Here is an 18,910-nt window from a genome sequence, read left to right as displayed (position 1 = left end):
CTTTTATGAGTTCGTGGAGTGGCTGTTGTCCAGAATAGCGTCGCCCTGGATAACGGCAGCCAGCAAGCCCAAAGGCGCGCCAGCCACCCTCACCACTGCTCAGAACCCCATCAATGTTCTGCCCAGCTACACCATATCTGGTGATTGGGTGAACGCGCTAGCCACACCCACCATCGACACCTGCGCGGTTGGCGCAAAGATCATATCGTTGTTGCCCAGATCCTGGGTCCAGTCGTCGGTGAGGGCAATCTCAAACCGATGGCCCTGAGCGTCAGGTTCCACATCCTTGAGGTAGGTGCGGTCCAGATCCGCATTATAGGCCATCTTCAGTGTAGTGCCGGTACCGTCACCGAACCCTGTGTAACCCAGCGCCGACACATCTATCTTGTCGTTGTTGTTTGCGAACCGGACAATCAGGTCCACGAAACTCTGGCTGTCCGTGCGGTAGCTGTCAGTGGCTGCCGTGTAGCGGAATACGTCAGCGTCATTGATGCCATTACGGCCAGAGACAGAAAGGTTCGGGTCGTCGCCGCCGATCAGCAAGTCGGCGCCCGCGCCTCCGATGATCACATCCGAGCCTCTGCCGCCGTCGATACGGTCGTTGCCGGCCAGGCCATAGATGACTTCCGACATTGCGCTTCCCGTGATTACGTCCTTGCCAGCCGTTCCTTCGACGGTGGGGGCCGTGAACACCAGGTTGGTGCTGTTAAACTGCCCCGTCAAGTTGCCTTCGAACGCCAGTTCGAAGCGCTGTCCGTTGGCGTCGGCATCGAAGCTTTTCAGGTATGTGCGCGTGCCCTCGGCGTTGGCCTGGATGGCCAGCGTGCCATTATGGCCATCGCCAATGCCGGTAAAGCCCAACGAAATCAGATCGACACGGTCCTGAGAGGCGTCGAAGTCCAGAATCCGGTCGCTGCCTGTTTCGGTAGCGGTACGGTAGCTGTCGCTGATCTGGGTGAAGCGGAAAATATCTGAGCCCGTCCCGCCTGCCAGCACGTCACGGCCACCCGCGCCTTGCAGCACATCGTCTCCGCCCAGGCCACGGATAATCTCGGCTGTGTCGTTGCCAATCAGGTGGTTGGCCTGGCTGGATCCGTCCACGTGGTATTGGCCGTCCTGGCTGCCGAAGGTGGTGTCCAAGCTGCCATCGGCGTTCAGTCGGGTGATCACGTCGCCGACGATAAGGATTTTGCCATCCGGCTGAACGATTGCCGAGTGGGCATAGTTCTTCGCGCCTTGGGGCACCTGGATCGTCAGCTTGCCATCGTCACTAAAGGAGGTGTCGAACGAGCCATCCGCATTCAGCCGCAGTACGTTGAAGGCGTTATTGTCGTTACTCTCGCCGGCCACGATGATCTTGCCATCGGCTTGCATGGTTATCGCAGCCCGGTAGTCCAGCCCCAGCGCAGTATCAAAATACACCACACCGTCCACACCGAACGCGGTATCCAGGTTGCCGTCGGCTACAAGTCGCTGAACGGTATAAACCGGATCGCCCGGGTCGTGGGGGCCGTCGGCGCCCACATACAGCCAACTGCCGAGCAATAAGCTGCCGTCGGTCTGCACAACGGTGGCGATATTACCGGTGCCGTAATGCCCCGTCGGGTTGAGGAGAAGTGCGCCGTTGGCACCGAAATCCTCGACCGGCGCCCCGGTGCTGTCCAGCTTGAACACGATCGCTTGGGACGTGCCGCGAAGGCTGACGTACACCGAGCCATCTGCTGTGGCGGAAATAGCCATTCCATCAGCGCCGATCGGTACATCAAGGCCAGCCGCGCCGCCTTTGCCGAAAGTGGTGTCCAGAGTGCCATCTATGTTGAAGCGTTCTACCTTCAAACCGCCAAGCCCTGGCTGTGCTGATAGCACTTTACCGTCGGCCTGCACCGCCATTACGTAGTAAGCATAATCTTCCGGGTCCAGGTTGCCGGGCACGAGGGCAATTCCCTCTTGGCCGAAGCTGTTGTCCAGGCTGCCGTCAGCGTTGAGGCGCACCGCCGTGTAGCTGCCGCGCGTACCATAGCTTTCATCGCCCGGCGAGCCAGGATAGCCAATGGCAGTCTGGAAGCTTTCGCCACCGACAAGGATTTTGCCGTCAGGCTGAAGGATGATGCTCCAGTTTGAATCGCCACCCGAGGATGGGTCGACCTGCACTGTTCCCGGGCCTGTTCGCACGGTGTAGTTGATGGTGGCCTTGCTATCGATTGACGCCATGACATTGTCCTTTAGGCATGGAACCCGAACGGATTGGGAAGGGGCTTGCACGGATCCTGTGGATCCGACCTTGGCAAGATGAATAAATGCGAACGGTTTAAGCTTTGCCGACAATCGCAGTGCGAGCATCGCTCAGTGCATATTGAATCGCCGCGGGTTTCGTAGACACCTCCATGCCTTAAACTGAGGCCAATCAGGAGGTGCCATGAGCAACCCACGTTATCCCGAAGAATTCAAAATCCAAGCGGTCAATCAAGTGACCGAAAAGAAGCTGCCTGTCGCTGATGTGGCGGTGCGTCTTGGCGTGTCGCCGCATAGCCTCTATGCCTGGATAAAGCACTACAGCAAACCTCAGGTAGAACGGCAGCAAGACGATGATCAGCACGCTGAACTGCGTCGTCTGCGAGCGGAACTCAAGCGGGTCACTGAAGAGCGAGACATCTTAAAAAAGGCCGCCGCGTACTTTGCCAGGAGTGCGGCTGAAGTACGCCTTTATCAAGCAGCGCGCGGGCGACTACTCCATTCGACGGCTTTGCCTGACGCTGAAAGTCCATCCCAGTGGTTATTACGCTTGGTTGTCTGAGTCGCAATCTGCACGCGCTAAAGACGACCAGCGATTGCTGGGTTTGATCAAGCACTCGTGGCTGGAGAGCGGCGGAGTTTATGGCTATCGCAAAATCCATGACGACCTGCGCGAGGTCGGTGAAGATTGTGGTCGGCATCGTGTGGCGAGGTTGATGCGTTTTGAAGGTCTGCGCTCTCAGACAGGGTATCGACGTCGCCCTGGAAAGTACGGCGGTAAGCCAGCGGTCGCCTCACCCAATTTACTGAAGCGCGAGTTCGATGTCGTGGAACCCAACAAGGTTTGGGTCACCGACATCACCTACATTCGTACGTATGAAGGCTGGCTGTATTTGGCGGTGGTGCTGGATCTGTTTTCTCGTCAGGTCGTTGGCTGGTCAATGAAGTCGCAGATGACCAGTGATTTGGCCATTGATGCGTTATTGATGGCGGTTTGGAGGCGAAAACCGAAACAAGAGGTGATGGTTCACTCCGACCAGGGCAGCCAGTACAGCAGCTCCGATTGGCGCAGTTTTTTGAAGGCAAACAATTTGGTTGCCAGCATGAGCCGCCGAGGCAATTGTCATGACAACGCCGTGGCTGAGAGCTTTTTCCAGCTTCTGAAACGGGAACGAATCAAGCGGAAAATCTACACCTCACGGCAAGATGCTCGTAGTGATGTGTTCGATTACATCGAGATGTTCTACAACCCAAAACGCCGCCATGGTTTCAACAATCAGCTGTCACCGGTAGAGTTTGAAAAACGTTACGCAATGAGCTTGCAAGGTGTCTAGAGAATCCGGGGCGATTCATATGAGTTCGGCGAATTGGAGGATATTGCTCGCTGGATCAGGGAAAATGCTGCTGGCGAGATGGTTGTTCAGATTGCAGCCGAAGAAGACATAGACACAATCAGCGAAGGCAAGGCATCTATTCAATCGCCCGACGGCTATTACAGGATCCCTTGGAGCAGTGGATCTGTAAAGTGAGTCGACGGTGCGGCGGATCCCTAAATGCCATCATCATGAGCGCTCGCCAGAGCATGTATTCAGTTTCAGTAGACGTGCAAGATAGCCGATAACAGCCACGCACTGCGTCAGGATGAAAAAATATGCGTGGCCTCCAGTAGCTCTGAAGCTGCACTCCGCCTTGCAATTTGACATCACGGCTTGCCGGCGCTATTTCTCGCGACAGACGGCTGCTTGTCTGGGTGGCATCGCGTTCAAACGGTATCGCCTGCCTTCAGCTTCGAAAGACTAGCCAGCTGCCTTACAGATCGTTGCCTCAATGCCGTGACGGAAGCCCAATCAGCTACCCACCTTAGGCCGGATATCTGCAAGGCAAAAAAAAACCTGGAAATCCGCATTTTCATGGGCCTTCCAGATTTTCGAAATGGTGGGTCGTGTGGGATTCGAACCTACGACCAATTGGTTAAAAGCCAACTGCTCTACCAACTGAGCTAACGACCCTCTGTTGTGTGGCGCGTATATTACTGATTTTTATGAGTAATTCAACACCTTTTTTTAAAAAACTTTAAAAATAGCGAGTCGGGTCTGCGATACCGGCGGCGGTAAAGCCCTCTGCGCGCAAACGGCAGCTGTCGCATTTGCCACAGGCACGACCCTGGTCGTCAGCCTGGTAGCAGGAAACCGTCAGCGAGTAATCGACTCCCAACGCAGTGCCTGCCTTGACGATGTCCGACTTGCTCAGATTCTGCAGCGGCGCCCTGATGGTGAAGCCCTGCCCTTCCACACCGGCCTTGGTAGCCAGATTGGCCATGCGCTCGAATGACTCGACAAACTCGGGACGGCAATCCGGATAACCCGAATAATCCACGGCATTGACGCCAATGAAGATATCCCGCGCGCCCAGGACCTCTGCCCAGCCCAGGGCGAGCGACAGGAAGACGGTGTTGCGTGCCGGTACGTAGGTGACCGGAATGCCTTCAGAAGGCGACTCAGGCACGGCAATCGAGCTGTCGGTCAATGCCGAGCCACCTATACCGTTGAGGTTCAGGCCGATGACCTTGTGCTCCACGGCACCGAGATCACCGGCAACGCGTGCAGCGGCATCCAGCTCGGCGCGATGACGCTGGCCGTAATCGAAGCTCATGGTGTAACAGGTGTAACCCTCGGCGCGTGCCATGGCTACGACGGTCGCAGAGTCCAAACCACCAGACAGGAGGATCACGGCTCTTTTTTCAGTCTTGGTCAATTCACTCATATCAGCGCCCCGGCTCGTCATCCCAAAGAATTTTATGCAACTGCATCTGCAGGCGTACCGGCAGGTTATCAGCCACGATCCAGTCCGCCAGATCACGGCCCTTGAGCTCGTGGTGGCTGGCCGAGAACAGAACTTCGCCCGCACGACGATCAAGACCGTACTGAATCAGCTTGGAAACGGCCCAGTCATAATCCTCGCGCGAACAGATCACGAATTTAACTTGATCATTGGCCGTCAGCAGTTCCATGTTCTCGTAGCGATTACGCGAGACTTCTTTTGACCCTGGGGTCTTGAGGTCTACTACGCGACTGACACGAGGGTCCACCGCCGAGATATCCAGAGCACCACTGGTCTCCAGAGACACTTCATAGCCTGCATCGCAAAGACGCTTCAGCAACGGAATGGCATTGGGCTGGGCGAGAGGTTCGCCACCGGTGACGCAGACATAACGAGGGCGATAGGAGGCCACTTGTCCAAGGATGTCGTCCAGCGTCTGAATGGTGCCGCCACTGAACGCGTAGGCACTGTCACAGTACTGACAGCGCAACGGGCAGCCGGTAAGGCGTACGAATACGGTGGGCAGGCCAGCCGTACGGGTTTCACCCTGCAACGAGTGAAAGATTTCGGTGATGCGTAATGTGTCTTGCATATCAGCCACGGGCGTAACAGCTAAACAGGCCGTCCGCCTCCGTCAGGCACTTCAAGGGACTCGGCAATCGCGGAATCCAGAAAAGCGTAAGGTGTACCGGAATTTCGGGTGCGAGATTCTAACGAAAAAAGCCGCGACTAGCGCGGCTTTCTTGATCAGCGGGTCAGGACATCAGAGGCGCTGGAGATCCCGTTGCGCCAATTGTGCAGCTGAAGTGCCCGGATACTGGGCAACGACCTGCTGCAATATGCCTTTTACCTTATCGGTGTGACCCAGACGGCGTTCTACATCAGCCAGCTTGTAGAGCGAATCAGGCACCTTGGCATGCTTCGGATACTGCTGACTGACTTTGGCGAACGCCTGACCAGCGCCCTGAAGGTCGCCTTTGGCCAGATTTACTTCACCCAGCCAGTATTGGGCGTTGCCCGCATACGAGCTGTTGGGGTATTTGCGCAGGAAAGCGGTGAAGGCCTGACTGGCCTTGTCGAAATCCTTTGCCTTGATCAAATCGAAAGCTGCTTCGTAATAAAGCTTTTCCTTCGCCGGATCAGGAGGCTCGGTGCCTGCTGCCGGTGCCTGCTGAGCCGCTGAGGCCAAAGGCGTCCCGCCGGCGTCGATAGCGCCACCAGCAGGTTGGGAATTATTGGTAGCCGGAGCGGCTGCGCCACTGGCTATACGTTGATCGAGTTCCTGATAACGCTCCAGAGCTTCCTGCTTCATGCGCTGGATATCATTTTGCTGGACCTCGACAACACCGCGCAAACGCGCGATTTCGTCCTGCATTTGCTGCAGCTGCATGAACAGCTGACCTTGTGCCGAGGCAGGGGCCGTAACCCCTCCCCCGGCATAGGCGCCGGACGTGCCATAACCCGCTGGCGGATAACTGCTGCTGCCAGAGCCAGAATTGTTATCGACCACAGGTGCCGCACCCAACGCTGAAAGCGGAAGGGCGAGGGCCAAAACGGTTAGAGCACGTCGGCACGTTCGCATGTCAAATTACTTACGCAGTTCGACGCGACGGTTTTGAGCCCAGGACTGCTCGTCGTTGCCGGTAGCAACTGGACGCTCTTCGCCGTAGGAAACCAGTTCCAGCTGAGCTGGGGAAACACCTTGCAGTACCAGGTAGCGCTGAACGGCTTTCGCACGACGCTCGCCCAGTGCCATGTTGTACTCGCGAGTACCACGTTCGTCGGTGTTGCCTTCCAGAACAACGCGAGCGCCGTTAGCTTTCAGGTCTTTGGCGTGCACGTCCAGGGAGCGCATGGCTTCTGGCTTCAGGTCCGAACTGTCGTATTCGAAGTAGAAGGTGGTGATTGCGCGCAGAGCAGCTTCTTCGCTCAGGGAGCCGTCAACAGCACCCGAGTTGGCGCCGTAACCAGCGTTAGGATCAACAGCAGCACCGCCTGCACCGGCATTGTCGCCGCCTTTGGACGAGCAACCTACAGCTACGGCCATGGCCAGAGCCAGCGCAGCAAATTTACCAAACTTCAGCATTTCCATCTTGAAACTCCTAATGAACCCCAGTGTGTTAAGCAAATCGTGTAGCGCCGCGTCAGTTCAGGTAAGGGGACCAGGAAGGTTCTCTGACTTCGCCTTGAGCGGTAGGAAGCGGGAGCCTTACGCGTCCGTTAATGGACACGAGCATCAAGACTCCCCGGCCCTGCTGGCGGGTGGCGTAGATTACCATGGTGCCGTTGGGCGCAACAGTAGGCGACTCATCAAGGTTGCTATCTGTGAGGATTTTTACGCTACCGCGGGCCAAATCCTGCACTGCCACCTTGAAATTAGTGAAGCCGTCCTGCCGGTGAATCATTACCAGCGTCTTTTCATCGGCTGACAATTTCGGGTTGGCGTTGTAGTTACCCACGAACGTCACGCGTTCGGCACCGCCGCCATTGATATTGGTCTTGTAGATCTGTGGCTTGCCGCCACGGTCCGACGTGAAGTATAGCGTAGACCCGTCCTTACCGAAGAAAGGTTCAGTATCAATCGAAGAATCGTTGGTGACGCGGCTCAATTGACGCGACGCCAGATTGATTACATAGATCTCCGGGTTGCCGTCCTTGGACAGCACGAACGCCAGCTTGCTGCCATCCGGCGACCAGGCAGGCGCACCGTTCAGGCCTTCGAAGTTGGTGATCTGTTCGCGACGACCGGTATCGATGTGCTGAACAAAGATGCGTGGACGCTTCTGTTCGAACGAGACATAGGCAATACGCTTGCCGTCCGGCGCGAAACGCGGCGACAGGATTGGCTCACGGGATTGCAACAGGGTTACCGCACGAGCACCGTCGTAATCCGAACGCTGCAGGGTGTAACGCGTGTTGTTTTCCGAGAAGCGTTCGGCCGTCACGTAGAGCATACGAGTGGAAAACGCACCCTTGATACCGGTGAGTTTCTCGAACGACTGGTCGGCAATGTAATGCGCCATGTCACGCAGCTGGTCATTGGTACCCGATACGTTGCCGGTCAGTACCTGCTGCTCGGTAGCGACGTTGAACAGTGCGTACTGGATCTGCAGACGTCCGCCGGCAGGCGTGATGTTGCCGACCATGACGTACTGGGCACCCAGCGCTTTCCAGTCACGGAAAATGACTTCGCTGGCCTGGGTCGGCAAGCTGATCATGTTCTGCTTCGGGATCGGCGCGTAGTAGCCGGAGTTGCGCAGATCGTTGCTTATGATTTCGGCCATGTCTTCAGGCAGAACGTTACCGCCCTGCCATCCGAAAGGCACAACAGCGATGGGCGCTGCACGGTCACTGCCGCTGGTGACCAGAATGTTCTTTTCTTCTGCCGACACCATTGCGGATGCGAAACAGAGAACGACCAGCAGTCCTCGAAAAAGGTTGATCACAAGGCTAGATCTCCAGGTGTGAATGTCATCTTGAATGAACGATAGGGCGCGAAGTCAGCCGGCTTCAGACCCTGCATTTCTGTCAAACGTCCAATGTTCTTCACCGCAGCAACCGCAGAGCTGTCAAACGGTCCGTCACCACTGGATTTGGCAATCGATACAGAGGCAATCGTACCGTCGGGCAACATCCCGATCTGCAACGTTACCGACATGTTGTTACGTGCCGATGGTGGACGACTCCAGCCTTCGGAAGCCCTGACACGAATCAGGTCATCGAAACTGCCAGCCGTTTCATCGCCCCGCTCGTCAGCCAAAGCCTGTTGCCGCTCCGGTTTGTCGGAGAGCAAATCGGCCAATGCCTGCGCCTTCTTGTCTTCAGCGGATTTACGGGCTGCTTCCTGCGCCTTCTTGGCGGAATCGGCAGCGGCTTTTTTCTTCGCGTCCTCGGCAGCCTTTTTCTTGGCGTCTTCTGCGGCCTTTTTCTTGGCCTCATCAGCAGCCTGTTTCTTGGCTTCCTCGGCAGCAGCTTTCTTGGCGTCTTCTTCGGCTTTTTTCTTCGCCTCTTCTTCGGCCTTTTTCTTGGCTATATCAGCCTGCTGCTTCTCTTCAAGCTTTTTGGCGTCGGCAACCTTCTTGGCTTCATCGGCTTTCTTGGCATCGTCAGCCTTTTTGGCCTCCTCTGCTTTCTGTTCGGCCTTTTTGGCTTCGTCGGCAGCTTTCTGCTCTTCGGCTTTTTGAGCAGCCTCTTCTTTCTTTTGTTCCGCAGCTTTTACAGCTTCCTGTTTTTGCTGCTCGATCTTTTTCTGCTCCAGCTGTTCGACTTCGGTTTGTCGCGCAGCGGTTTTCTTCGCCTCACCGGCAATCTTCTGGTTGGTCTGGGTAGTGGCCTGGCTCTTGGACTTGAGCTGATAGAGCGTTGCCTGAACGATAGGCTTGGCTTCGGGCAGATCCGGAGTCATGGCAAAACTGACGAACAGCATGCCAAAGATCAGAATATGCAATGCCACGGCCCAGACACTGGGCCAGAAGTAGCTTTCCGAGGCGGACGGCTCTCGAATCGGCTGCATCAGGGTGCCTCGGTAATCAAGCCAACATTCCCGACCCCAGCCTTCTGCAGCCCGCCCATCGTGCCCATGACCGAGCCGTAATCGACGGTCTTGTCACCACGAATGAAAACCTGCGTCTGCTTGCCTGCATCACGACCGGCAGCGACGATCTTGGTCACTGCGGCAGTCAGCTGTGGCAGGGTCATTGCCTTGTCCATCTGCTTGTCGGTATCGACTTCGCTGCCAAGGTTCCAGTAATAGGTCTTGTCAGCCTTGATCGAAATGGTCAGGACCTGATTGTTGTTGTCTTGCGGCAAAGCCTCGCTGGAGACCTTGGGCAAGTCGACTTTCACGCCCTGGTTGATCATGGGAGCCGTCACCATGAAAATCACGAGCAACACCAGCATCACGTCGATGTAGGGCACTACGTTCATTTCGGCGACCGGCTTGCGTTTTCTGCGACGATCTCGAGCGATTAAAGCCATGGGGAATTACCTGCTCACTCTTCGCTGGTGTGCACTTTACGGTGCAGGATGGCCTGGAACTCGTCAGCGAACGTGTAGTAACGGCTGATCAAGGTCTCACTGCGCGCGGCGAAACGGTTATAGGCAATAACGGCCGGAATGGCTGCAAACAGGCCGATGGCCGTTGCAATCAGTGCTTCGGCAATGCCCGGTGCCACGGTCGCCAGCGTTGCCTGCTGCGCCGTCGCCAGACCGCGGAAGGAGTTCATGATCCCCCAGACAGTACCGAACAGACCGACATAAGGGCTGGTAGAACCCACGGTCGCCAGATATGGCAGACCCGCTTCGAGCTTCTCTTCCTCGCGGGAGATGGCAACACGCATGGCGCGCGCCACACCTTCCATGACCGCATCAGGATCGACGCCGGACTGCTGACGCAGGCGCGAGAACTCCTTGAAACCGGCACGGAAGATCTGCTCGACGCCCGAGTCCGGATCGGGATTGCTGCCCGCCTGACGGTACAGTTTGGACAGATCGATACCCGACCAGAAACGCTCTTCAAAGCTGTCCAGTGCACGTCGGCCTGCGCGCAGCATGTTGCTGCGCTGAAAAATCACGATCCACGAAGTGACCGAAGCAGCTACCAGAATCAGCATTACCAACTGAACAACAATGCTGGCATTGCTGACCAAACTCCACATGGAGGAATGGTCGACGACGTTAGCTTCCACGCTTTATCTCCTGCTCTGAATGTATGCCCGCGCCGCCCTGGTCGGCAAAGGCCGCTCGCAGAGCTTCGGGAATGGCCCGGGGTTTAAAACTATCGGCGCGTACACACGCCACCAGGAACTGCCCTTCACAGAGCAGCGTTGCATCCGACGCCCGCCTGATCTGCTGTTTAAAGCGCAGGCTGACGCGATTCAATTCGGTTACTTCCGCACTGACGAGCAACTCGTCATCCAGCCGCGCCGGCTTGTGATAACGAGCCTCACTGGAGTGCACGACAAATAAAAGGTTTTCCTGCGCCAGTTCGGATTGGGCAAAGCCCAATTCCCGTAGCCGCTCGGTACGAGCCCGCTCCATGAATTTCAGATAATTGACGTAGTAGACGATGCCGCCGGCATCGGTGTCCTCGTAATAAACGCGACAGCGATGTGCGAACGACTGAACCCCGTTTTGCGCGCGCATACTCTAGAGCTTACTCCTCAGGTTGCCAATCGGGTCAGGCAACTGTTTTTCAACCTTTTGCCACTTAGTTACAGGTATCGGCGGCAGGACTGGCAATGTGACCACAGAGACCGCAAATAAATTGCAAGCCATCGCTATAAATCCACAGGCTCGTCGCCAAAATCGTCCGGCACTGGTATCTCCCCCATCCTCGACGGGATGTTCAGGCCGAAATGCAGATACGCATGCCGGGTGACCACACGCCCGCGAGGTGTGCGCATGATATAGCCTTGCTGGATCAAATAGGGCTCGAGTACGTCTTCGATGGTATGACGCTCCTCGCTGATAGCCGCTGCCAGGCTGTCGATACCCACCGGACCACCGTCGAACTTCTCGATCATGGTCAGCAGCAAACGCCGGTCCTGATGATCGAAGCCGTGCTCGTCGACGTCCAGCAGGTTGAGGGCCTTGTCGGCTGTCTGCCGGGTAATCTGCCCGTTGCCACGAACTTCGGCAAAATCCCGCACCCGACGCAACAGGCGGTTGGCGATACGCGGCGTGCCACGGGCGCGCCTGGCGATCTCGAAAGCGCCCTGCGGTTCGATGACCAGCCCCAGAATGCCTGCCGAGCGCGAGACAATCGTCGAAAGATCGGCGATGTTGTAAAACTCGAGTCGCTGCACAATGCCGAAGCGATCGCGTAACGGGTTGGTCAACATGCCGGCGCGGGTGGTCGCGCCGACCAGCGTGAACGGCGGCAGATCAAGTTTAATCGAACGCGCTGCCGGGCCTTCACCGATCATGATGTCGAGCTGGAAGTCTTCCATTGCCGGGTACAGCACTTCCTCGACGATCGGCGACAGACGATGGATCTCGTCTATGAACAGTACGTCATTGGGTTCGAGATTGGTCAGGATCGCTGCCAGATCGCCAGGCCGTTCGAGGACCGGGCCGGACGTGCTCTTGATCGACACGCCCATTTCCTGAGCGATGATGTTGGCGAGCGTGGTCTTGCCCAGGCCGGGCGGACCGAAGATCAGCGTGTGATCCAGCGCTTCGCTGCGACCACGGGCAGCCTGGATGAACAACTCCATCTGCTCGCGTACGGTCGGCTGGCCGATGTAGTCCGCGAGGCTCAGTGGCCGAATCGCGCGGTCCATCTGTTCATCACGATCACGGCCACCAGTGGCGGTTATCAGGCGGTCGGCGTCTATCACTTAACCCATCCCCTTCAACGCACGGCGAATCAGATCCGCACTGCTCAAATCTTTTTCCTTGATGGCGGAGACGGCCTTGCTCGCCTCCTGAGGTTTGTAGCCCAGCGAAATCAGTGCGCTGACCGCATCGGACTCTGCCGACGCGACAGGCTCGGCCTGGTTGGGGCCATTGGAAACCAGCGTGAAGGTGCCTGGCAAGGACTCCCAGGCCTTGAAACGGTCCTTGAGCTCGACCAGCAGCCGCTCGGCGGTCTTCTTGCCCACGCCCGGGATACGCGTCAGCGCTGATGTGTCCTGCGCCTGCACGCAACGCACCAGCTCATCGACTTCCAGACCGGACATCAGCGCCAGTGCCAGCTTGGGGCCGACGCCATTGAGCCGGATCAGCTCACGAAACAGCTCGCGTTCGCGCTTTTCGTAGAAGCCGTACAAAAGGTGCGCGTCCTCGCGGACCACCAGGTGGGTGTGCAAAGTCACCGTTTCGCCAACATGCGGCAGCCGGTACAGGGTGGTCATCGGCACTTCCACCTCATAGCCGACACCGTTGACATCCAGCACCAGATGCGGAGGCTGCTTTTCGGCGAGAGAGCCGCGTAAACGTCCAATCACGTTTCAGATCCTTTCGTGTTGCCTGTCGCTCGCGCGAAGAAGTTGAACACCGTCATCATAGAAAATAGGCGGACACATAATGCCAGTCAGAGCCGCAAGCGGCCGCCGCGACTGCGCGCAGTGCCCAACCCGTGAGGAATCAGACTGGAGCGCGTATGCGCGTGGCACAGGGCGATGGCAAGGGCATCGGACGCATCGATTTGCGGTTTCTGGGTCAGCTTGAGCAGGTGCATGACCATCATCATCACCTGTTCTTTATTGGCACCGCCGGTTCCTGCAACGGCCTGCTTGACCTGGGTTGCGGTGTATTCGGCAATTTCCAGCGCTTCTTCGGCACCCGCCACGATGGCCGCGCCCCTGGCCTGCCCCAGCTTCAATGCCGAATCGGCGTTACGCGCCATGAACACCTTTTCGATACCCATCGTCACCGGTCCGTAGGTCTTGATGACCTCCCGCACACCGCGATAAACGATCTGCAAACGCTCGTGCAGCTCGCCGCTGCCAGTGCGGATACAGCCCGACGCGACATAGACACAGCCGCGTCCGGTGTCGCGTACCACACCATAGCCGGTAATTCGCGAACCGGGATCGATACCAAGAATAAGAGTCATAACGCCTGCAGCTTGAGGAGGTCACGCAAAACAATAGGTGCAGCATAAAGGCAGAAGCCGGGGGCCGATAGCTGCGTGTTGCTCACAGCTTCGTTCCCCCGGCTTCCGACCTGGTGTTACCGGTGAGCGATCAGCCCAGCTGCTCCATCACTTCGTCGGGGATTTCCGCGTTTGAATAGACGTTCTGCACGTCATCCAGGTCTTCGAGCATATCAATCAGCTTGAGTACCTTTTCAGCGGTTTCCAGATCAAGCACGGCGCTGGTGGTCGGCAGCATGACGATTTCTGCATCTGCCGCCTTGAAGCCCGTAGCCTCCAATGCGTTACGCACCGCGTAAAACCCGGAGAACGATGTGAACACATCGATCGAGCCGTCTTCGTTGGTCACGACATCGTCTGCATCGGCCTCCATGGCAGCCTCGATCAGCGAATCCTCATCGACACCGGCAGCGAAGGATATCTGGCCCTTGCGATCGAACAGGTAGGCAACAGAGCCGTCGGTGCCGAGATTGCCGCCGCATTTGGTAAATGCGTGGCGCACAGCCGCCGCGGTACGGTTGCGGTTGTCGGTCATGGTTTCGACCATGATCGCCACGCCGCCCGGACCGTAGCCCTCGTAACCCAGCTCCTCGACATCATCACCGTCGGATGCCCCTACCCCTCGCGCCACCGCACGATCAATGGTGTCACGGGTCATGTTCGCACCAAGCGCCTTGTCCAGCGCCAGACGCAGACGCGGGTTGGAACCAGGGTCACCGCCGCCCTGACGTGCAGCAACGGTCAGCTCACGGATCCACTTGGTGAAAATCTTGCCTTTTTTGGCATCCTGACGCTCTTTGCGGTGCTTGATGTTCGCCCACTTAGAATGACCTGCCATTTTTCGCTCCAGATTCTTTTTGAAACACCTTCACCTTTCGCCCCGAACAGCCCGGGCAAAAAGCTTCACTCAATAAGGGCAGATACAGGGCGTATCGACGATACGCCCTGCCCGGCATCACTCGGCCTTCGGCTGCTCGCGCAGACGGATGTGCAGCTCGCGCAACGCTTTGGCATCGACAACGCCAGGCGCCTGGGTCATGACATCGGCCGCGCTCTGGGTTTTCGGGAACGCGATCACTTCGCGAATCGATTGCGCGCCGGTCATCAGCATCACCAGACGGTCCAGACCGAAAGCCAGACCACCGTGCGGTGGCGCGCCGTATTTCAAGGCATCGAGCAGGAAGCCAAACTTCTCCTGCTGCTCGTCTTCGGCAATGCCCAGCAGACGGAAGACCGCCTGTTGCATTTCCTTGCGATGGATACGGATCGAACCGCCGCCCAGCTCGGTGCCGTTGAGCACCATGTCATAGGCACGGGACAGCGCGGTCGCGGGGTTGGCTTCCAGCTCTTCAGGCGTGCACTTGGGTGCGGTGAAGGGGTGGTGCAACGCGGTGAAGCTACCGTCGTCGTTTTCTTCGAACATCGGGAAGTCAACGACCCACATCGGCGCCCACTCGCAAGTGTGCAGCTTGAGGTCATTACCGATCTTGATACGCAGCGCGCCAAGGGCCTCGCTGACGATCTTGAACTTGTCCGCACCGAAGAAAACGATGTCGCCATCAACCGCACCAACGCGATCGAGGATGACGTTCAGATTGTCTTCCGGGATGAACTTGACGATCGGCGACTGCAAGCCTTCCGGCCCCTTCGCGCGCTCGTTGACCTTGATGTAGGCCAGCCCCTTGGCACCATAGATGCTGACGAACTTGGTGTAGTCGTCGATCTGGCTGCGCGCCATGCTGGCGGCGCCCGGTACACGCAGTGCGGCAACGCGCCCCTTGGGGTCGTTGGCCGGGCCGCTGAACACCTTGAATTCCACGCCGGTGAGCTGATCGGCAACATCCACCAGTTCCAGCGGGTTACGCAGGTCCGGCTTGTCGGAACCGTAGCGGCGCATGGCCTCTTCGAAAGTCATGTGCGGGAAATCACCGAACTCCAGGTCCAGGACTTCCTTGAACAGCTGACGAACCATCTTCTCGGTCAGACCGATGATGTCCTCTTCATTGAGGAAGCTGGTTTCGATGTCGATCTGGGTGAATTCCGGCTGACGGTCGGCACGCAGGTCCTCGTCGCGGAAGCACTTGGCGATCTGGTAGTAACGGTCGAAGCCGGCCACCATCAGCAGTTGCTTGAACAGCTGAGGCGATTGCGGCAGAGCGAAGAAGCTGCCCGGGTGTGTACGGCTTGGAACCAGATAGTCGCGAGCGCCTTCCGGGGTAGCGCGGGTCAGGATCGGCGTCTCGACGTCGAGGAAACCGTTGTCATCCAGGTAGCGACGGATACTGGTCGTGATGCGCGAACGCAGACGCAGCTTCTCGGCCATCTCCGGACGGCGCAGGTCGATGAAGCGATAACGCAGGCGTGTTTCCTCGCCGACGTCGGAGTACTCATTCAGCGGGAACGGCGGCGTTTCGGACTCGTTCAACACCTCGAGCTCGTAACCCAGAACCTCGATGGCGCCAGACGCCATGTTCGCGTTCACGGCACCTGCCGGACGAGCACGAACCTTGCCCACGACCTTGACCACGTACTCGCTGCGCACACGGTCGGCGGCTGCGAAACTGTCGGCACGATCAGGGTCGAACACGACTTGAGCCATGCCTTCACGGTCGCGGATATCGAGGAAGATAACGCCCCCGTGGTCACGACGACGGTGGACCCATCCGCAAAGGGTAATTTCCTGGCCTTCCAGACTTTCGTTCAGTTGGCCGCAATAATGGCTGCGCATCATGATGGTGTTTTCACTTCTCGTAATTCGAATTCGGTGGCGATTTCGCTCCTGGCTTGCGCTCAGTGGTACAAGGCACCGGCACAAGGCTAAAGCCAGCCCTGGCCCACGCAGAGTCACGCCCGCTAGCAAGACGGAGGATTATATAGAGTTAATTGGCACCGTGCAGCCGAACGAACCCATTAACGACCGGATAAGGTTGTGACCACCCCGCGCAGCCGCGCTGTTCACTCGCGCTGCTGGGGACAGCGCAGGCACGCCTGAGCGAGCCCGCAGAAATAAGGATAAAACCAAGCTAGACGTGGGAATTTTCCAGGCAGTCGCCCTTCAAAAGATGCGCCACACAGACAACACGAATCAGGCCACTGAAATTCTTTACCCCCCCGTACCGTAAGTGAACCTCCCGATCAATGTAGGACAATACCGCATTAACGGAGCATTCATTGGAACTGGCGATACCTGAAAGAATGTTCCAGTACACGTTCTCAAGACGCAGGCACGTCGCCAGACCGTTAAGCCGAACGGATTTGGAATGTGGCTGCGCCAGCGTCATATTGAAATCCTCGACAAAAAGATCATGGCGTATTTCCACCTCTCGATGTAACAACTTAAGTTCTCGCTCAGCACTTCGTAACACCATAACCGCCACCTTCGAATCATTGAGTTTTAAACACCAAAAGAAATATTCAAAAACAAATAAATGTCCCGATGTATAAAACATGATTGGCGATTTTATAGCCAGAAGCCCCTACACCTTATCACTGTAGGAGATGGCAACAGGAAATAGCGGAATATCGTTTAACCTTGAAGGGACTATGAAGAAAGCGAGGAGAACTGCAGCGCAGGACATTCGGGCCTTGAGCTGCCCGAGTGATTGCGCAATGAAGGCAGGTGACGAGAGGGAGGAACAGTTGAAGAGCGGGACGAGTGGCACTTGAAGCCACCCGCCCCTGGCCGTTACTTCGATTCAAGCATCGAGCGCAACATCCAGGCCGTTTTCTCATGAACCTGCATGCGTTGTGTCAGCAGGTCAGCTGTCGGCTCATCGCTAACCTTATCCAGAAGAGGAAAGATACTACGAGCAGTACGGACAACAGCCTCTTGACCCTGCACCAGACTTTTGATCATATCTTCAGCACTTGGCACGCCTTCTTCTTCCTTGATGGAAGACAGGCGCGCATAGGTCGAATAAGTGCCAGGAGCAGGGAAGCCCAACGCACGAATACGCTCGGCAATAGAGTCAACCGCCAGTGCCAGTTCGTTATACTGTTCTTCAAACATTAAATGCAGCGTGCGAAACATCGGCCCGCTGACATTCCAGTGAAAGTTGTGAGTCTTGAGGTAAAGCACATAAGTATCCGACAGCAGATGCGACAGACCGTCCACGATCGACTTGCGATCCTCTTCACTGATACCAATATCGATTGCCATGTTTCATGCCCTTTTAGTGAGGATTGAAAAGCAGTAAAGACCACTACTCTATCAAGAGAACCCGAATGGCGCAGCTTTCCGTTGGTGCGATGCTGCCAGCTGACAGCGACTCGCACCAATGCCACGGCTGTTCCAACGGGGCCGCAGCGGGCACCCGGCGCGGAAAATCCCCGCCAGCCTGTAAGAATCATCAGCAAAATCCGCCAGAGCCCTCTGTTTCGGCCTCTGCAGAGGCACTAAAGGACAGCGTGATGCCAAGGCAGGACAGGCGCCTGCACCATTATCGATTGCTGATTTGAGTAGGATCAGGCTTTGCTGTTAAATACACGGCGTGTCGCCAACGAGTTGTCATCCAGCGCTGGCACATAGGCCGGCCCAGCGTCCGTGCATCACGCCTCATCTTGTTCAGAAGCGTACCGGGCGTTACCAGCTATTTCTTGTAATCCTTCTTGCATGTGAGCTTTTTAAAATGTTGAAAATCGTCCACCTGGTAACGGGAGCAGCAGCCCTGTTGCTCTCTTTCATACCCAGCCTGCGTAGTGAAGCGGCATCTCTCTACCTGCAAAATCCTGACGCGATCTGCCTGGCTTTTCTAGGGCTGCTTAACCTGATACTCGCTCCGGTCATTCCTTACTGGAATCGAGGCCCGCGTCATAATCTGCAAAATCTGGTCAGTGCACTGCTTGTCATTGCGGTAATCGTACAAACGCTAACCTTGCTTGTTCCTCTACCAGGCATCGCAGGCCAACCCGCCATTCTGGTGAGCCTGGCTATCGCCATCGTAGCCGTCGCCCTGCACCTGGGTGTCAGCTTTTACAGGTCTTACACCCCTTCGTCCGCGCCGCAAAGCCACGACATGGGAAATCGTGATACCGGCACCGTAAAGTGGTTCAACACGTCCAAGGGTTTCGGCTTCATCTCCCGGGATTCCGGCGACGATATTTTTGTGCATTTTCGCGCCATTCGCGGTGAGGGTCATCGCGTACTGGTCGAAGGGCAACGCGTCGAATTTTCCGTGATGAACCGCGACAAAGGCCTGCAGGCCGAAGATGTCATTGCAGCCCTGCCCCGCCGCTAATTGTTTCAAGCAATAAAAAACC

18 protein-coding genes, 1 tRNA gene and 1 pseudogene are annotated in these 18,910 nt (G+C 56.9%); 2 read left to right on the top strand and 18 right to left on the bottom strand.

Annotated features, from left to right (window positions below):
• Positions 1–126: 126 nt before the first annotated feature.
• Entirely contained in the window at positions 127–2,211 is a 2,085-nt protein-coding gene (locus AO388_RS14235; protein ID WP_058416633.1) for a calcium-binding protein, read from the bottom strand.
• A 205-nt stretch (positions 2,212–2,416) separates the two neighbouring features.
• On the opposite strand from AO388_RS14235, the pseudogene AO388_RS14225 reads away from it, so the two are divergent.
• Positions 2,417–3,566: pseudogene (locus AO388_RS14225) on the top strand (IS3 family transposase).
• Between the two features lie 599 nt (positions 3,567–4,165).
• Here the strand turns inward: AO388_RS14225 and AO388_RS14220 are convergent.
• The 17 genes from AO388_RS14220 to AO388_RS14140 all read right to left on the bottom strand — a co-directional run bounded on the left by AO388_RS14220 (position 4,166) and on the right by AO388_RS14140 (position 17,810).
• Positions 4,166–4,241: transfer RNA gene (locus tag AO388_RS14220), tRNA-Lys, on the bottom strand.
• Between the two features lie 64 nt (positions 4,242–4,305).
• Positions 4,306–4,995 carry a 7-cyano-7-deazaguanine synthase QueC gene (gene queC / locus AO388_RS14215; protein WP_003364714.1) on the bottom strand — a complete coding sequence of 230 codons (690 nt, stop codon included), beginning with the start codon at positions 4,993–4,995 and terminating at the stop codon, positions 4,306–4,308.
• A gap of 1 nt (position 4,996) precedes the next feature.
• Positions 4,997–5,644 (bottom strand): 7-carboxy-7-deazaguanine synthase QueE, encoded by a 648-nt coding sequence (gene queE, locus AO388_RS14210; protein WP_003390957.1) that lies wholly within the window; start codon positions 5,642–5,644, stop codon positions 4,997–4,999.
• A 171-nt stretch (positions 5,645–5,815) separates the two neighbouring features.
• Positions 5,816–6,634, bottom strand: coding sequence for a tol-pal system protein YbgF (gene ybgF / locus AO388_RS14205; protein WP_072365720.1), 819 nt, complete (start codon positions 6,632–6,634; stop codon positions 5,816–5,818).
• Positions 6,635–6,640: 6 nt separating this feature from the next.
• Positions 6,641–7,144 carry a peptidoglycan-associated lipoprotein Pal gene (gene pal, locus AO388_RS14200; RefSeq protein ID WP_003314369.1) on the bottom strand — a complete coding sequence of 168 codons (504 nt, stop codon included), beginning with the start codon at positions 7,142–7,144 and terminating at the stop codon, positions 6,641–6,643.
• Positions 7,145–7,196: 52 nt separating this feature from the next.
• Positions 7,197–8,447, bottom strand: a complete 1,251-nt coding sequence (gene tolB / locus AO388_RS14195; RefSeq protein WP_210434907.1) for a Tol-Pal system beta propeller repeat protein TolB — start codon at positions 8,445–8,447, stop codon at positions 7,197–7,199.
• Positions 8,448–8,494: 47 nt separating this feature from the next.
• Positions 8,495–9,565 (bottom strand): cell envelope integrity protein TolA, encoded by a 1,071-nt coding sequence (tolA, locus tag AO388_RS14190; RefSeq protein WP_003364724.1) that lies wholly within the window; start codon positions 9,563–9,565, stop codon positions 8,495–8,497.
• Positions 9,565–10,029, bottom strand: coding sequence for a protein TolR (tolR, locus tag AO388_RS14185; protein WP_002554654.1), 465 nt, complete (start codon positions 10,027–10,029; stop codon positions 9,565–9,567). The genes tolA and tolR overlap by 1 nt, the downstream gene beginning before the upstream one ends.
• A gap of 14 nt (positions 10,030–10,043) precedes the next feature.
• Positions 10,044–10,739, bottom strand: a complete 696-nt coding sequence (gene tolQ / locus AO388_RS14180) for a protein TolQ (protein ID WP_002554655.1) — start codon at positions 10,737–10,739, stop codon at positions 10,044–10,046.
• The gene (ybgC, locus tag AO388_RS14175) at positions 10,729–11,196 is read right to left on the bottom strand and encodes a tol-pal system-associated acyl-CoA thioesterase (RefSeq protein ID WP_003314364.1); all 468 of its coding nucleotides are present in this window, start codon (positions 11,194–11,196) and stop codon (positions 10,729–10,731) included. The genes tolQ and ybgC overlap by 11 nt, the downstream gene beginning before the upstream one ends.
• Before the next feature lie 134 nt (positions 11,197–11,330).
• The gene (ruvB, locus tag AO388_RS14170) at positions 11,331–12,392 is read right to left on the bottom strand and encodes a Holliday junction branch migration DNA helicase RuvB (RefSeq protein WP_003433316.1); all 1,062 of its coding nucleotides are present in this window, start codon (positions 12,390–12,392) and stop codon (positions 11,331–11,333) included.
• Positions 12,393–13,001, bottom strand: a complete 609-nt coding sequence (gene ruvA / locus AO388_RS14165; protein ID WP_003364731.1) for a Holliday junction branch migration protein RuvA — start codon at positions 12,999–13,001, stop codon at positions 12,393–12,395.
• 86 nt (positions 13,002–13,087) lie between these two features.
• The gene (ruvC, locus tag AO388_RS14160; RefSeq protein WP_003364732.1) at positions 13,088–13,612 is read right to left on the bottom strand and encodes a crossover junction endodeoxyribonuclease RuvC; all 525 of its coding nucleotides are present in this window, start codon (positions 13,610–13,612) and stop codon (positions 13,088–13,090) included.
• 130 nt (positions 13,613–13,742) lie between these two features.
• The gene (locus AO388_RS14155; protein WP_003364734.1) at positions 13,743–14,489 is read right to left on the bottom strand and encodes a YebC/PmpR family DNA-binding transcriptional regulator; all 747 of its coding nucleotides are present in this window, start codon (positions 14,487–14,489) and stop codon (positions 13,743–13,745) included.
• 117 nt (positions 14,490–14,606) lie between these two features.
• Positions 14,607–16,382, bottom strand: coding sequence for an aspartate--tRNA ligase (gene aspS / locus AO388_RS14150; RefSeq protein ID WP_002554661.1), 1,776 nt, complete (start codon positions 16,380–16,382; stop codon positions 14,607–14,609).
• A gap of 292 nt (positions 16,383–16,674) precedes the next feature.
• Positions 16,675–17,019, bottom strand: coding sequence for a ribbon-helix-helix domain-containing protein (locus AO388_RS14145; protein ID WP_058416631.1), 345 nt, complete (start codon positions 17,017–17,019; stop codon positions 16,675–16,677).
• A gap of 317 nt (positions 17,020–17,336) precedes the next feature.
• Positions 17,337–17,810 (bottom strand): Dps family protein, encoded by a 474-nt coding sequence (locus AO388_RS14140; RefSeq protein WP_003314356.1) that lies wholly within the window; start codon positions 17,808–17,810, stop codon positions 17,337–17,339.
• A gap of 469 nt (positions 17,811–18,279) precedes the next feature.
• Here AO388_RS14140 and AO388_RS30030 point away from each other — a divergent pair, with 469 nt between their 5' ends.
• Positions 18,280–18,888, top strand: a complete 609-nt coding sequence (locus tag AO388_RS30030; protein ID WP_003364739.1) for a cold-shock protein — start codon at positions 18,280–18,282, stop codon at positions 18,886–18,888.
• Positions 18,889–18,910: the final 22 nt, after the last annotated feature.

The sequence above is a fragment of the Pseudomonas sp. ICMP 10191 genome (assembly GCF_001467335.1).
Classification (GTDB): domain Bacteria; phylum Pseudomonadota; class Gammaproteobacteria; order Pseudomonadales; family Pseudomonadaceae; genus Aquipseudomonas; species Aquipseudomonas cerasi.
This window is presented reverse-complemented; position numbering and strand designations above follow the sequence as displayed.

Coding starts and splice junctions, on each gene's coding strand:
- AO388_RS14235 (WP_058416633.1), bottom strand. CDS start 2,211: ATGGCGTCAATCGATAGCAAGGCCACCATCAACTACACCGTGCGAACA.
- queC (WP_003364714.1), bottom strand. CDS start 4,995: ATGAGTGAATTGACCAAGACTGAAAAAAGAGCCGTGATCCTCCTGTCT.
- queE (WP_003390957.1), bottom strand. CDS start 5,644: ATGCAAGACACATTACGCATCACCGAAATCTTTCACTCGTTGCAGGGT.
- ybgF (WP_072365720.1), bottom strand. CDS start 6,634: ATGCGAACGTGCCGACGTGCTCTAACCGTTTTGGCCCTCGCCCTTCCG.
- pal (WP_003314369.1), bottom strand. CDS start 7,144: ATGGAAATGCTGAAGTTTGGTAAATTTGCTGCGCTGGCTCTGGCCATG.
- tolB (WP_210434907.1), bottom strand. CDS start 8,447: ATGGTGTCGGCAGAAGAAAAGAACATTCTGGTCACCAGCGGCAGTGAC.
- tolA (WP_003364724.1), bottom strand. CDS start 9,565: ATGCAGCCGATTCGAGAGCCGTCCGCCTCGGAAAGCTACTTCTGGCCC.
- tolR (WP_002554654.1), bottom strand. CDS start 10,029: ATGGCTTTAATCGCTCGAGATCGTCGCAGAAAACGCAAGCCGGTCGCC.
- ybgC (WP_003314364.1), bottom strand. CDS start 11,196: ATGCGCGCGCAAAACGGGGTTCAGTCGTTCGCACATCGCTGTCGCGTT.
- ruvC (WP_003364732.1), bottom strand. CDS start 13,612: ATGACTCTTATTCTTGGTATCGATCCCGGTTCGCGAATTACCGGCTAT.
- AO388_RS14155 (WP_003364734.1), bottom strand. CDS start 14,489: ATGGCAGGTCATTCTAAGTGGGCGAACATCAAGCACCGCAAAGAGCGT.
- aspS (WP_002554661.1), bottom strand. CDS start 16,382: ATGATGCGCAGCCATTATTGCGGCCAACTGAACGAAAGTCTGGAAGGC.
- AO388_RS14145 (WP_058416631.1), bottom strand. CDS start 17,019: ATGGTGTTACGAAGTGCTGAGCGAGAACTTAAGTTGTTACATCGAGAG.
- AO388_RS14140 (WP_003314356.1), bottom strand. CDS start 17,810: ATGGCAATCGATATTGGTATCAGTGAAGAGGATCGCAAGTCGATCGTG.
- AO388_RS30030 (WP_003364739.1), top strand. CDS start 18,280: ATGTTGAAAATCGTCCACCTGGTAACGGGAGCAGCAGCCCTGTTGCTC.